Genomic DNA, 16025 nt, shown 5'->3' on the forward strand with positions numbered 1-16025 from the left:
TGCGCAAAAATATGCGTTTATTTTGTGCGCAATTATTAAAAAGAATAAGTATTGTTAGATAATTATGAAACTAGTAGATTGAGTTATTGAAATAGTTAATTGGATAATAGAGGTGTGCTATGGAGCAGTATATTATAAAAGGTGGAAAACCACTTTGTGGAGAAGTTAGTATTGGTGGAGCTAAGAATGCAGCGCTTGCGATTCTTGCAGCAGCAATTATGACAGATGAGACAGTTACAATTGAAAACCTTCCATACGTTATGGATATAAGAGTATTATTAAGTGCAATCGAAGAGATTGGAGCAGTAGTTGAGAGAATAGATAAACATACAGTTAAGATCAATGGTGGTCATATAGGTTCAGTGAGTGTTGAATATGACTATATTAAGAAGATTAGAGCATCATATTATCTTCTTGGTGCATTACTTGGTAAGTATAAAAAAGCAGACGTTGCACTTCCTGGTGGATGTAATATAGGAAGCAGACCAATAGATCAGCATCTTAAAGGCTTCAAGGCACTTGGTGCAGATGTTGAGATTATGAACGGAATGGTAGTTACTAAAGCAGACAGACTTGTTGGAACACATATATATCTTGATGTTGTATCAGTTGGTGCAACAATTAATATTATGCTCGCAGCAGCACTTGCAGAAGGTAATACTATCATTGAGAATGCAGCCAAAGAGCCACATGTAGTAGATGTTGCTAATATGCTTAATACAATGGGAGCTAATATCAAAGGTGCCGGTACAGATGTTATCAGAATCAAAGGTGTAGAGAAGTTACATGGAGCTACTTACTCAATTATTCCTGATCAGATAGAAGCAGGAACATTCATGACAGCAGCAGCAGCTACAAGAGGAGATATTCTTATTAAGAATGTAATTCCAAAACATCTTGAAGCTATTACAGCCAAGTTAATTGAGATAGGATGTGACGTTGAAGAATTTGATGATGCAGTCAGAGTATCAGCAACTAAGAGACTTGGACACACACATATTAAGACACTTCCATATCCTGGATTTCCAACTGATATGCAGCCACAGATGGCAATCGTTCTTGCATTATCAGAAGGAACAAGTATTGTTACAGAGAGCATATTCGAGAATAGATTAAAATATGTTGATGAACTTGCAAGAATGGGTGCAACTATCAAAGTCGAAGGTAATACAGCCATAATTGATGGTGTTGAACATTATTCAGGTGCACAGGTTAATGCACCAGATCTTCGTGCAGGTGCAGCACTTGTAATAGCAGGTCTTGCAGCAGATGGATTCACAACAGTAGATGATATTGTATATATCTTAAGAGGATATGAAGACTTTGATGGTAAGTTAAGAAGCCTTGGCGGATGTATAGAACTTGTTAATTCAGAAGAAGAAGCACTTAAGTTCAGATTAAAAGTAGGCTGATAATTAGACAAAAGTCAGCTGATATAGAGTAGATTACTATAAAAGGTATATGTAGAATTTGCGATGATTATAATTCTATATATACCTTTTAAAATTCCATTTTAATTATTCACTTATAGCATAAGAAGTCAAAGTACTCTAAGTATTATATAAGTGAATCAATCTTAAGATTAGGTGTCTTAGTAAGATCTATGAAGTCTTTGCCACATCTGACCATTGGTCTTGAAAGTCTTTGTCTGTTAATGAATACAATTTCAGCTTCACGTCCATCACTAAGAAGAACATCAGTATTAACATAGCTTGATACAATATTCTCCATAAAAGTAAGAATATATCCGGGATCATATTGACTAAGTCCCTGATTTTCAAAAGTCTCAATAACTTTGAAAGCACACATAGGTTCTCTGTAAGATCTGCTTGCAGTCATTGCATCATATACATCAGCAATAGCTACAATCTTAGCGAATGGACTTATATCCTGATATGACAGATGTGAAGGATAACCGGTGCCATCACATCTCTCATGATGCATAAGAGCAACATCTTTTATACGTTGATCAAGCTGCTTATCTTTTAGAATATCATAACCTAGTGTTGTATGCGTATGTAATAATTGAATCTCATCGGCAGATAGTTTCTCAGGTTTAGTAAGAATCTCTTTGGGAATCTGAGTCTTGCCTATATCATGTAAGAGCGCAGCTGCAGTAAGAACTTTGATATCATCAGCCGGAAGTTCAAGCCATTGTCCAAGGATATTACTTATAAGAGCTACATTAACAGAGTGAACATATATGATATCATTAAGATCTCTCATAACATGAAGCATATCAAATATATGCAAATTGCTTTCACCTTTTTTAAGCAGATCAATAATACCACTGATAGTTTCATCAACATCAAGAGGACCATTAAGTGCCTTTACATGGTTAAAAGTCTCTTTAGTATTATTCATTACAGAGAGATAATCAGTCTTAAATGACAGAAATTCACCACTATCTTTAAGATTCTCATAGTAGCTTGTACTATCTTGCTCGTATTCATCATTAATATCATCAATAGGAATATCAAATATACGTGCAGATTCAAGTTTTGAGATAACATCATCGGTTAGAATGGAACCTTTTTTTATAATTAGCTGACCATTAATATTGATAACATCGTCAGCAACAATCATTCCTGGAACGAGTCCATCAATCATAATATATTTTTTTGGCATAATATAACCTCCGTCAGTAAAAAAATGTAAATCATTAACATTGAAAAAGTAAACTATTAACAATACAAGTATCAATAACACAGAATTAAGGATATAAGTATTAAAGACACAAATTCGATGTTAATAGTCAAATTAAAAAACATTGGTAATGTGAAATTATCTAATGTAAAACTATCTAATGTGTAATTCGACATCATACCCCCTTTTCTTAATGAAAAAATGCGTTATAAAATTTCTTAATAGGGGAAATAGAGCATATCTTAATGAGAAAAATTGGCATATCTTAATGAGAAAAATTGGCATATCTTAATGAAAAAAAATAGGTGTTGACTTATAAGAACAGTTGTAGTAGTATTATTAGCGCAAGTGATTAAATTAAATATTGTTTTATCCCTTATTCAGAGTGATGGAGATACAGAGGATCGATGAAGTCACGGCAACCCCAGAGATGGAAGGTGCCAACCTGAGCGAGTAATTCGAACAATAAGAGGATTTGATTTCTTGATTTCAAGTCCCTGTTGTGGGGCTTTTTTTTATGGTATATACGCTATATGCCATGAGCGCAGATAAACATATATGGGCAGTAGATATTGCTCATACCAATTCACAGGAGGAAAAAAATGGAAAAAAGATTATTTACATCTGAATCAGTTACTGAAGGACATCCTGACAAAGTATGTGATGCAGTTTCAGACGCAATTCTTGATGCATGTATGGAACAGGATCCTATGAGCCGTGTTGCATGTGAGACAGCAGCATGTACAGGATTCATTCTTGTAACAGGTGAGATCACAACAAAAGCACAGCTTGATATACCGGCAATCGTTCGTAAGACAGTTCTTGATATCGGTTATGACGATGGTAAGAAAGGAATCGATGGTAACTCATGTGCAGTTATGGTAGCACTTGACAAACAGTCACCTGATATTGCTATGGGTGTTGATAAAGCTCTTGAAGCAAAAGAAGGCGAGTTAGCAGATGATCTTGATACAGGTGCAGGAGATCAGGGTATGATGTTTGGTTATGCAACTAACGAGACAGAAGAATTAATGCCATATCCAATCTCATTAGCTCACAAGCTTGCATTACAGCTTACAAAAGTTCGTAAAGATGGTACATTATCATACTTAAGACCAGATGGCAAGACACAGGTATCAGTTGAATATGATGAAGAAGGTAAGCCATTCCGTCTTGAAGCAGTTGTATTATCAACTCAGCATGATGAAGATGTAACACAGGAACAGATTCATGAAGATATTAAAAAATATGTATTTGATGAAGTCCTTCCTAAAGAATTAATCGATGATAATACTAAGTTCTTCATTAATCCAACAGGACGTTTTGTAATTGGTGGTCCTCATGGAGATGCAGGACTTACAGGACGTAAGATTATCGTAGATACTTATGGCGGATATGCACGTCACGGCGGCGGAGCTTTCTCTGGTAAAGACTGTACAAAAGTTGACCGTTCAGCAGCATACGCAGCACGTTATGTAGCTAAGAATATCGTAGCAGCAGGACTTGCAGACAGATGCGAGATTCAGTTATCATACGCTATCGGTGTTGCACAGCCAACATCAGTTATGGTTGATACATTCGGAACAGGTAAAGTATCAGATGAGAAACTTGTAGAGATAGTTCGTAAACACTTTGATCTAAGACCAGCAGGAATTATCAAGATGTTAGATCTTAGAAGACCAATCTACAGACCAACAGCAGCATATGGACACTTTGGACGTAATGATCTTAACTTACCTTGGGAGCAGACAGATAAAGCAGACGTATTAAAAGCTGAATTAAACTAATTTTAACAGATAATAAAATATTGGTATAATATATAATCGCTATAGTATACTTTCATAATTATATATCCATCAATTTGATATATATATGATAGTTATACTGTAGCGATTTTTGGTTCTCTGTGGGATATCGTTATTTTCGTTTGATTCTGAAGTTGCGTTATACTGTGGCGATTTTTGATTCTCTATGGGATGGTTTAAGGCTTTTTTGTATGATAAATATTAAAAAAGCCTGCTTTTTTATTAAAATTTTATAATCTTATATACTTTGCTACAAAAAAGTGCGATGACTATGGTATAATAAATAGCAGTGATTTTTGAAGTTATAAAAAAGTCAATAAGACAGGAGATATACGAGCATGAAGTTAAAAACAAGACTTAAAATTTCATTTTGTACACTTATAGTTGTCCCTATGATATTATTTATATTAATATTGCTTCTTGTAATGAATTATCAGGTGACAACTGTCAATAATACTTATCATATAGATAATGAAGATACAGATTATGAGAGTCTGTATAATCCTGTACGTTTTTTTGGAAGGCTTGCAGAAGAGATAAGTACTGAAATTGACACAACACTTAAAGAACATCCATCAAATATTGAGAATATTGACTATCTTACCGATATAGGTAACAGATTGGTTAAAAAGGCATCATATATAGTGGTGCGAAAAGCTGATAATATTGAATTTTCAACACTTCCCAATTCGTATGATGATATAATATCAATGTTACCGGAATATGTTGGGGAAGCAGTAGAACCACATGCTTTTACATATTCAGGAGGAGATTACGAGAGGATAACAAGACAGATGGATTTTATATATCCAAATGGTTCAAAAGGAAGTGTATTTGTAATTACACCAATTAAGAAAGTTACTCCACAGATAAAAAGCGTTATAGTAAAAGTGTTAATAGTAGTAATAATAATACTTGCAGGAACAAGTGGAGGACTTACATTCTGGATATATAAAGGAATGGTCAAACCACTTGCAAAACTTAAGGAAGCAACACAGAATATCAAAGATGGCAATCTTGACTTTACACTTGATACAAGTGGAACAGATGAGATTAGCGAACTCTGTCTTGATTTTGAAGAGATGAGGAAGAGACTTAAGGAATCAGCAGAGGAGAAAGTTCAATATGACAAAGAGAGTAAAGAGCTTATAAGTAATATTTCACATGACCTTAAGACACCTATTACAGCGGTAAAAGGTTATGTAGAAGGAATTATGGATGGTGTTGCTGATACACCTGAGAAGATGGATAAATATATAAGGACGATATATAATAAAGCAAATGATATGGACAGGCTTATTAATGAGCTTACATTTTACTCAAAGATTGATACCAATAAGATACCATATACATTTACCAAGATTAACGTAGATACGTACTTTAAAGACTGCGTTGAAGAGATTGCACTTGACCTTGAAGCTAAGAATATCAAACTTGGATATTTTAACTATACAGAAGAAAGTTTCCAGATTATAGCAGATGCTGAACAGCTAAAGCGAGTAATTAATAATATAATTGGTAACTCTGTCAAATACATCAATAAAAAAGAGGGCATTGTAAATGTCAGAATTAAAGATGTAGGAGACTTTATACAGGTTGAGATAGAAGATAATGGTAAAGGAATTGCAGCAAGAGATTTACCTTATATATTCGACAGATTCTATAGGACAGATTCATCGAGAAATTCAGCACAGGGTGGAAGTGGAATAGGACTTTCAATTGTGAAGAAGATTATCGAAGATCATGGCGGTAAGATATGGGCAACAAGTAAAGAAGACACAGGTACAGTAATGTACTTTGTACTTAGAAAATATCAGGAGGAGATACACTATGAGTAGAATTCTTATAATTGAAGACGAAGAAAGTATCGCAGAATTAGAGAAAGATTATCTTGAACTTAGCGGTTTTGAAGTAGAGATGGAAAATCAGGGAGACACAGGTCTTAACAGAGCACTTACAGAAGAATTTGATCTTCTTATCCTTGATCTTATGCTGCCGGGGGTAGACGGTTTCGAGATATGCAAAAGAGTAAGAGAAGAGAAAAATACACCAATTATCATGGTATCAGCTAAAAAAGATGATATTGATAAGATAAGAGGACTTGGACTTGGCGCAGATGATTATATGACTAAGCCATTCAGCCCAAGTGAACTTGTAGCCAGAGTAAAAGCACATCTGGCAAGATATGAGAGACTTATAGGAAGCGGAAGTCCTCAAAATGAGATTATCGAGATTAGAGGAATTAAGATTGATAAGACAGCAAGACGTGTATATGTTAATGGAGAAGAGAAGAATTTTACAACCAAAGAATTCGACCTTCTTACATTCCTTGCACAGAATCCAAATCATGTATTCACTAAGGAAGAACTCTTTAGCAAGATATGGGATATGGAATCAATCGGAGATATAGCAACTGTAACAGTTCATATTAAGAAGATAAGAGAGAAGATAGAATATGATACAGCAAAGCCACAGTATATAGAGACAATCTGGGGCGTAGGCTATAGATTTAAAGTGTGATGCAGAACAATATGCCACATGATATAGATAATTGGCTATATATAAAAATAATTAGCTGCATATAAAATTAATGGATAAAAACACCTCATAGTATCTAAATATGGGTTTTATGAGGTGTTTTAGTATTCACAGAGATACAATTCTAAAAATTAATATCCCATTCCGGTTCAATAGAGAAAGACATAGCTTTACCATTTACAGGATGTCTGAACTCCAGATGACAGGCACACAGTGCAACTAGACCCTTAGAGCGGGTTGTGTTATATAGGGGGTTATATTTGGTGTCATACAGAAGTGGAAGATTATGTCCACTAAACTGAACTCTTATCTGGTGATGTCTGCCTGTATGCAGATCTATCTTAACAAGAGATACATTGAGATTATCCACTGTATAAGTATCAATAAGTTCATAAGATAACTTTGATAACTTGGCATCTTTAGTTCCTTCTTTTACAATCTTTGAAGTATTAGTCTTAGAATCTTTTAATAGATAATCATTAAAATCACCTTTTGGTGGAGTAGGAATTCCAACGCATAGAGCATAATACTGTTTATTGATTGTATGACCGGTGAGCTGCTTTGTAAGTGCGGATGCTGCAGACTTATTGCGGGCAAATAACATTATTCCACTTACAGGACGGTCAAGTCTGTTAATTACAGCAATGTATGGTTCGCTTCCGGAAGTTTTATATCTTGCCTTTAAGAGACTAACCATATCTGTGTCAAAAGAACGATTACTCTGTGCAAGAATTCCCTGAGGTTTTACACATACGCATATATCATTATCTTCATATAAAATGTTCACTATATTCCTCCGATTCAAATTGTTATTACTATATTAACTAACGTTTGGCTATTCTTTATTTGGCAAACATTGTGAAATAGTTCTGTGCTTCATCTAAAGAAATATTCATCTTCTCCTGAAGTCTTTTTAGAATATCATCCTTTGCAATTCCGAAAGCAAGACCTGTTTCAATGATACCTTTGGCTTCGCCTTCGATTTTACCCTCGATTTTACCCTCGACAAGAGCTTCTTTTCTGGTTTCTTCAAATACAGTACACATATTAACATCCCCTTTCGCATTGATAGCATTATAATCTAATTTACAGTTGGCTGCACCTGCAACAGTCATGATAACAGATTTGTCTACGTTATGTTCTCTTGCATAGTTTATAGCTTTTTCCTTTGTTTCATTCAATTTATCGCTCTTATTTAACAAAATCTCAAGTAAACTGAATAAATCTTTGTTATTAATATTGTGAAGTAAAAGATTATTCTTTCGTGCTTCAACAAGATTTATTTTGTAATTATTAACAAATGGTAATATCTCCTTGGGAATAGATAACATGTCATGAAGCGAGGTTGCACCATCCCATTCTTTTTCGCCATAATATATTACGATTGTTATTACAGGAGTGAATCTGTCACTTTTCTTCATTCTTGACATGTACTCATCTTCAGACATGCCTTTTGCGTTTTTGTATTTTCTGGAATTATCATCGTACTGTTTCTTATAAGTACCATAATCATATCCCATTATACGCATTGGCATTGCATAATGTATGCGTTCCTGTCCTTCTATTCCAAGTATAACAAATTCAGTATTATAATTGGTAGACTTTTTTCGTATTTTTACATTATCTCTTGCTGCACCAATGCTTTCAGCATAATCTTTGTGTTCGAGAATACTAGATTCTTCAGTATCAATATCCTGTAATTCGTTTGGTCTGATTATCTCTTGTCCATTAAAAAGTACTGCATTAAAAAAATCTGCAAAATGATCATTGTTGCGCCAGTAGTTTTTAACAACAATATCAGGTTTTAGATTCTGAGTCTGATTTTTCATATGTAACTCCTTTCTGTCAGAACAAATTATAATATGGAATGTGAGTTAATAGCAAGGTTAAAGAGAATAATTGTAAAAAAGTGTGTAAGAGAAGACAGATGTGTTCTGAATAATATGAAAAATCTAAAATTATAGTATAACACAGTATAAAAGCGAAAATCAATGACGTTTGTGGAAATTTTAATTTCCACAAACGTCATTGCCTTATAAAGACAATATGATACAATAAAATTCGGTAAAGTGATAGTGCTTCATCATAGAAGAGTGAAATGGCTATAAATAAAAAGTCAAAGAGAATAATATCATTTTTTCAAATAAAAAATAAAGGAAGAAGTAAGATGAACATATTAACAAAGAAAACAAAGACGGAATTTACATTAATATTTTTATTATCATGCGTAGTTGCGGTATGTAATGTTGGACAGCCACTATTATCAAGTACACTGTTAGATTATGCAATAGCAGGAGAGTTTAAGAATATAATAAATGGTATTATAAAACTTGTTGGAATAACAATACTCCTACTTATGAGTGAATATATGAGAAAGATTATTACATCAGATTATAAAAAAAGAGTATCTGATACATTAAAGGCAAAATTGTTACATGGGGTTATTAACAGAATACATCCAGTTGATAATTCCAAAAATAATCAGGAATACATAGCTATATTTAACAACGAAGCAGATGAGATAATAGAGAATTATTATGTACAGCTTACAGATATAGTATTCTTTGTATTTTCGATAATAATATATTCGTTGTCATTAATATCACTTAATCCACTATTAGCAGTGGTCATATTTATAACCAATCTTATACCGATGGTAATTCCAGTTCTTTTTGGTAAGAAGATAGAAGTAAAAAAAGAAAGAAGTTTTGAGGCTCTACATAAATATAATGTAAGGCTTGCAGATACAATTAATGGATGTAATATTCTTAAGATGCATAATATACAAAACAAAGTAGAGAATATGACAGGCGAGAGCTGTAAGAAAGCTACAAAATTACAGAATAAATATGAAAACGAAGTGTCATTGTGTGAGATAATAACAGGTCTTTTTTCGTATGTTAATTATCTTGCAATTATAATAACAGGCGTTGTTCTTATATGTAAGGGTATGCTTACACCGGGTGGACTTCTTGCCGCAGTATCAGTATCAGACCTTTTAGTTGGACCTGTAACAAGTATAGCATATGAATGGAATGGATTCTGTGCAATTAATGCTGTAAGAAAAAAGCTTTTTGAAGAATATAGATATAGTAACGATACTGATGATAATCAACAGGTAGATTATTCCAATAATCAAGAGAGTGTAATTAACAATATAGAATTGAGAGACATATCATGTAGTTATGGTGACAGGATGGTGATTGACTCTGTTAATATTACATTTGAAAAAGGTAAAAAATATCTGATACATGGATATAGTGGAAGTGGAAAATCTACATTGTTTAAAATAATATCTGGAATTATTAAAGATTATAAAGGTGATATCAATATTAATGGAAGAAGAATAGATGAGATGTCTGAGAGTGAATTTTATAAAAATGTCGGGTTTGCAATGCAGACACCATTTATATTCAATGACACACTTAAGAATAATATTACGCTTTTTAATGAAGATTATGATGCCATTGCATTAAAAGAGGTAGTAGACAGACTTGATCTTAATAGAATAGAAGATGATATAATTAATGGTAAGATGTATGTAGATGCAGAGAATAATATCTCTGGTGGTGAAAAGCAGAAGATAAATTTAGCGAGATTGTTGATGGAAAATAAAAAAATATTATTCCTGGATGAAGCGACATCGGCGATAGATCTAAAAAGTAGTAATAAGATAATGAGGGAATTGCTACATGATAAGGAACTTACAATAGTGTCAATAGAACATAAAGTGAGTGATGAGATAGAAAAAATGTATGATGTCATTCTTGAATTAAAAGATGGCAAGTTATGCGAAGTTCAGGGGATATATTAAAAAAAAGTATAGTATTATGCGCTAAAGTGATGTATTATATAATAACATATAGCATATTATATAAAGCAGACATTAAGACAGCTAAGTTGTTACACAATAGGAGGGCATAATGAATACCGGGATTGGACAGTTGATAAAGAACGTGAGGATTGATAAGAACGTTGCGCAGAAGCGATTAAGCAGGGGAATATGTGCAGCATCAGTGTTGGCAAAATATGAAGCAGGAATTAGAGAGATGGACGGACTTACATTCATTGCTTTGATGAATAGACTTGGACTTTCAGCAGATGGATTTGAGTTCATGGTTGATCTTGAAGAATATGATTATTACAGGTGGAGATGTGAGACACTTACATATATTATAAATGGAGAATGGTCAGAATTAGACAGTCACAGACATTATAATCGGATAGTTCCAAAGGGTATAAGTAGTATATTACATTCGCAGTATGAACTTTATATAGAGGCAATAATAAGTCTGATTAATGGTAGAATCAGCCGATTTTGTGAATGTATAGTAAGATCACTTAGATGTACATATACAGTAAGAGATATCGATAGTCTGAAAGCATATATAGGAATGGGAAGATTTGAACTACATCTGTATATGTTGTATCTATATAGTAAAAAAGAAAGAGAACTTATAGATAAGAAAGAGATTGAGAGTATACTTGCAGGTATATATAATTATGTACATGACAATATAAGAGATGTGAATGAACTTCAGAAGATATATTCTGAACTGATTATGGCAGAAGACATACTTGTGGGAAATCCCGGATGTAGAACCGGCGGGAGAGAAGGATATAATTATAGAAAACTTTTGACTAGATATAATGAATATGGCATATTGCCAGACATGCAGATAGAAGCATGGATAAGAAGCTGGAGAGAAGATAGATATCATATATGTCTTATTAATGAATATCTAAGAGCAGAGAGAGCGGACAAGGGATTAAGCCAGAATCAGTTTGTTCGTGGAATATGTGAATCGGAGACATATTCGAGAATAGAAAGTGGCGGAAGAAGAATAAGTTCTGGTAATTATGGAAGACTAAAGGAACGTCTTGGTATAGAATATGGTAATTACAGGCACTATATAATTAACTATGACAGCAGAGTTCATATGTTAATGAAACATCTTGAATATGAGATGACAGAGCATGAGTATATGAGGGCAGAACAACTAATAAGAATGATTATTGAGAGTATAGATACAGACAAGCCTGTAAACCGACAATATGTAGACCTTGTTAGTGCGATAATAAGGAAGAGACAAGAATATATTGACGAAGAGCAGATGATAGAAGAATGTAAGAATATCTTATATATTACAACGAATGATATATCTAGAGTAAAACGTTTTTTAACAAGAACAGAGCTTGAGTTACTCTATCAGATGGCAGAGAGTTATAATGAATTAAACAATAACGATGAAGTGATTAAGATTATAAAAATTGTAGTACAGAATCGTCAAAAGAAAAGTTCAATATATGATGAGAGTATCAGAAGACAGATGATAGAGAAGATTATACAAGGTGATAAAAAAACAGAAGATGAGAATATAGAAGAATATATAGATACAGGAATGAAATTCATAAGAGCAGAGATAGATGTGTTTTAAGAGATACATCTTACCAATTGACAGTAAATAAGAATAAATTCTTTTTAAAGACATTTCCTTAAATAGTATAAAAATTAAGGGAATGTCTTTTATTTTATCAATTTTGAGTTTGACTGTCCTTATACAGTTCTTTAACATTGATTTTCACTTTTATACTGTGCTATACTTACAAAGTTGAAACGTCAATACGGTAGTAAAGATTAGTTGCAGCATATTGATGTTTTAAAATGTGACGAGATGTAGTGGAATGTCATATTTAGAAAAAGGAGATTATTTGAAGAAAAATACAATGGATTGCGAATTTACAGAATTAAGTGAGGAAATAATATGCTAAGAGAGATTTTTTCAAGCACTAAAAAAGGAATAATAATTAATTGCATATATTCGATAATATTGATTCCGATTGGAATAATATTGTCAAAGATATATTCAAGGATAATAGATATGGTAACGCAGTATCGTATAGAACAGGTTATACGATATAGCATAGTTATCCTGCTATTGTATATAATTATATATGCAGTAAAGAGAATTGTTGATGTTACTTTTCAAAGGGATAATACAAGAGGACGTTATCAGTTCAGAGTTAACTTTTATAAGAGATGTATGCGTGCAAGCAGACGTGTTTTTGAACAGTCACAGATAGGAGATATACTTGAGAATGTTACGCATGATATAGACAGAATTACAGACTATGTGTCAAGATGTATTCCGGCGATTATAATAGGTCTGGTATCTGCGATTTCCTATGGAATATATCTTGTAACCAATAATGTCCTTATAGGAATTATTATGATATGTGCAGGATTTATACAAATGATAGTGCCAATGTTAATAAGCAGATATGCAGCTGACAATTATGTTGAAGCAGAAGATGAAGAAGCTAAGATAACAGAATGTATAATGAGTGGATACTATGGATTTGCCAACATCAAGATAATGAAACTTAAGAGTTGGTATGACAGCAGGCTTAGAGATATACATACCAGATATACAAGAGTTGGTAAGAAACAGGAACTTATGGGAGCGGCAGAGATGTCAGCACAGAATCTTGCAGAGTCTCTTCTAAAATATGGAACGTATGCAATATGCGGAATCATATATATGATTGGAAGATGTAGTATATCACAGGCAGTTGCAGCAGTAGCAGTGTCAGATGTATTTTACAGTGCGCTCAGTGATATTTTTAGTAATATTCCAGATATAAAGGTTAGTCGTGAAGCAGTAAAAAGATTGTCAACAATATATAATGCAGATGTACAGCATGAATATAAGATAGATATAGATAATGAAGATGGAAATATAGTACTTATAACAGGTGATAATGGAAGTGGTAAGACAACTTTTCTAAAAAGACTTATATATGACGGAATTAGTAATATTGATGGAATTACTGCAAGAGAGGGAACTAACAATTATTATTATATGCCGCAGAAAGACATTATTGCTGATATAAGCATAGATAAGATAATAGATATGACAAGCGACATTGATAGAGTAACATTTGATAATATTCTTGCAAGATTTGATATTACAGATACAGTCAGAGATACAGATATGAGCAGTTTATCCGGTGGTGAACTTAAGAAGATTAATATTGCTCTTGCTTTTGCAAGTAATAAAGAAGTAATTATACTTGATGAACCGGGTAATAATCTTGATGCAAAAGGCATTGATATACTTATGGAACTGATGGAAGAAAGTAGCAGGAATATTATTCTGGTATCACATGACAGACAGATAACAGAGAGTGCTAATATAGTAAAATATAACATAGATGAGATAAAAAATGGATGTGCGTAAGATGATAGTCCATTATAATCGAAAGGATTTTGCATATGAATAATATTAAAAAACAGATTAACCATGATTGTAGAAAAGCACTTTTTCCAACGTGGATATTCTCGGTAATAAGTGAGATAATTACATTTTTGATAATGATATTCTCAGCGGATAAAGTAGCTGATTTATGTAATTCATTGTTTGATAAGAATATCAGATTATCTAGAGAATCAGTTATAACATTAATAATATGTCAGGCAGTTAATATTATTATAATTCCTGTAATTGAGTATGTATCTAATGTGCTTATGTTAAAGTATTCACTAAAACATGACAGAGTAATATATTCAAGATTTCTTGATAAAAAATATGATGATATTAAGAAGATGGATGTTAATACAGTTCAAAGCAGAATGGAAGATGATATAATAGAATTTCGTAATACATGGATATACAATGAGATATATAAGTATTCAGCTCCAATATGTGCAGTAATTCTATTAGTATGTATGGCTGATATTAATTACATATATATTATAATTACGCTGATACTTACAATATCAAGAGCCACAGTTACATATAGATTCCGTAAGAGAATGGCAAAGCTTAAGAGAACTGAGCTTGAATTCACTGAAGCATATAGGCAGGATGAGCTTCTTGCGATTAATTCTTGTGATTTTATTAAGAATATAGGAGCAGAAGCAACTCTTATTGAAAGACTTAGAGAACAATTTGATAAATATTATGCTGATGTCAAAGATAATCTCATAAAGACAACAGTTAATAATGATACTATTAATGAACTTGTTAAAAATATTGTAACAGTATTAGTGATTCTTACAGGATGTATTCTGGCATCGCTTAGACTTATAACAGTAGGTGAGATACTTGCAATGACAGGATATGTATATGCGATGGATTTTATAATAAGAAGAATAATTAATGTTACACAGTATGCACCGGAGCTTAAGGAGCTTGTCGAGAGAATAGAGATATTCTATCAGAATCCACAAGCTGATGTTAGAAGTGCAGATATGAATAACAATATGCTTGAACTTACAGATGTATATATAGAAGCAGATAATACAAGAATTCCAAAAGTACCTTTTAATGCTGTAATAGATACTACAGTAAAGACAATACTTGCTGGTGAAAATGGATGTGGTAAATCCACAATTGCCAAGGTAATAGGTGGCTTGTATGTGGATTATTATGGCAGATTTAATATGTCTGGTGGAAAGAGGATATACTATTCAGAACAGACACCTTATCTGTTTAATGTAAGTGTAAGAGAGAATATAGAACTTATCAATAATATAATTATGGAGAATGTAACGGATGAGAATAAGATAGCTGATATAGAGAGTAATAATAGAAAGAGGATTATGCAGCTTGCAAAAGAATATGATATAACACAATTACTTGATAAACAGGTATCAGGACTTACTGACTATGATATGTCAGGAGGAGAGATTCAGAAGGTTGGGCTTATAAGAGCGATAATAGCACTTGAGAATGGTATATATACGATATTTGATGAACCAACTAATAATCTTGATAAGAAATCTGTTGTGCATTTTGCAGAATATGTAAAGAATAGTAACTATGGAATGCTTATAATAAGTCATAATAGTGATATTATAGAAGCATGTGGCGATGTTGTTTGTGCTATGTAATATGGATGTGATGGTTATTATAAAAAATAGAGAGTCGGATTTTGAATCGCAGACTCTCTATTTTTGTAAGTTTAATATCAAAACAAAAAAATAGTTTGCAAAAATCCCGTCTTTGACAGTTAAAGAAAGATAAAAGCCTC

Annotated in this window: 11 protein-coding genes and 1 riboswitch; of the genes, 8 read left to right on the forward strand and 3 right to left on the reverse strand. The window is 32.8% G+C overall.

Going from position 1 to position 16025, the window contains the following annotated elements; genetic code table 11:
* Positions 1-119 precede the first annotated feature (119 nt).
* On the forward strand, positions 120-1412 hold the full coding sequence (locus tag KQI85_RS11895; RefSeq protein WP_216576300.1) for a UDP-N-acetylglucosamine 1-carboxyvinyltransferase: 1293 nt from the start codon (positions 120-122) through the stop codon (positions 1410-1412).
* Positions 1413-1557: 145 nt separating this feature from the next.
* On the opposite strand, the gene KQI85_RS11900 is transcribed toward KQI85_RS11895, so the two are convergent.
* Positions 1558-2628, reverse strand: a complete 1071-nt coding sequence (locus tag KQI85_RS11900; protein ID WP_216576301.1) for an HD-GYP domain-containing protein — start codon at positions 2626-2628, stop codon at positions 1558-1560.
* A 391-nt stretch (positions 2629-3019) separates the two neighbouring features.
* Positions 3020-3118, forward strand: a riboswitch (SAM riboswitch).
* 130 nt (positions 3119-3248) lie between these two features.
* Between KQI85_RS11900 and metK the strand changes: the two genes are divergently transcribed.
* The 3 genes from metK (at position 3249) to KQI85_RS11915 (ending at position 6971) form a co-directional block, all read left to right on the forward strand.
* On the forward strand, positions 3249-4433 hold the full coding sequence (gene metK / locus KQI85_RS11905) for a methionine adenosyltransferase (RefSeq protein WP_216576302.1): 1185 nt from the start codon (positions 3249-3251) through the stop codon (positions 4431-4433).
* A gap of 356 nt (positions 4434-4789) precedes the next feature.
* On the forward strand, positions 4790-6289 hold the full coding sequence (locus KQI85_RS11910) for a HAMP domain-containing sensor histidine kinase (protein ID WP_216576303.1): 1500 nt from the start codon (positions 4790-4792) through the stop codon (positions 6287-6289).
* The gene (locus KQI85_RS11915; RefSeq protein WP_216576304.1) at positions 6282-6971 is read left to right on the forward strand and encodes a response regulator transcription factor; all 690 of its coding nucleotides are present in this window, start codon (positions 6282-6284) and stop codon (positions 6969-6971) included. The genes KQI85_RS11910 and KQI85_RS11915 overlap by 8 nt, the downstream gene beginning before the upstream one ends.
* 142 nt (positions 6972-7113) lie before the next feature.
* Here KQI85_RS11915 and KQI85_RS11920 read toward each other — a convergent pair whose 3' ends face one another.
* On the reverse strand, positions 7114-7776 hold the full coding sequence (locus KQI85_RS11920; RefSeq protein ID WP_371820619.1) for an RluA family pseudouridine synthase: 663 nt from the start codon (positions 7774-7776) through the stop codon (positions 7114-7116).
* Between the two features lie 55 nt (positions 7777-7831).
* Positions 7832-8818, reverse strand: a complete 987-nt coding sequence (locus KQI85_RS11925) for an Rpn family recombination-promoting nuclease/putative transposase (protein WP_216576305.1) — start codon at positions 8816-8818, stop codon at positions 7832-7834.
* A 338-nt stretch (positions 8819-9156) separates the two neighbouring features.
* Between KQI85_RS11925 and KQI85_RS11930 the strand changes: the two genes are divergently transcribed.
* The 4 genes from KQI85_RS11930 (at position 9157) to KQI85_RS11945 (ending at position 15885) form a co-directional block, all read left to right on the forward strand.
* The gene (locus KQI85_RS11930; RefSeq protein WP_216576306.1) at positions 9157-10803 is read left to right on the forward strand and encodes an ABC transporter ATP-binding protein; all 1647 of its coding nucleotides are present in this window, start codon (positions 9157-9159) and stop codon (positions 10801-10803) included.
* A gap of 109 nt (positions 10804-10912) precedes the next feature.
* Positions 10913-12427 (forward strand): helix-turn-helix domain-containing protein, encoded by a 1515-nt coding sequence (locus tag KQI85_RS11935; RefSeq protein WP_216576307.1) that lies wholly within the window; start codon positions 10913-10915, stop codon positions 12425-12427.
* A 327-nt stretch (positions 12428-12754) separates the two neighbouring features.
* Positions 12755-14230 carry an ATP-binding cassette domain-containing protein gene (locus KQI85_RS11940; RefSeq protein ID WP_216576308.1) on the forward strand — a complete coding sequence of 492 codons (1476 nt, stop codon included), beginning with the start codon at positions 12755-12757 and terminating at the stop codon, positions 14228-14230.
* 35 nt (positions 14231-14265) lie between these two features.
* Entirely contained in the window at positions 14266-15885 is a 1620-nt protein-coding gene (locus KQI85_RS11945; protein ID WP_216576309.1) for an ATP-binding cassette domain-containing protein, read from the forward strand.
* Positions 15886-16025 lie beyond the last annotated feature (140 nt).

The sequence above is a fragment of the Falcatimonas sp. MSJ-15 genome (genome assembly GCF_018918265.1).
Lineage (GTDB): Bacteria > Bacillota > Clostridia > Lachnospirales > Lachnospiraceae > Falcatimonas.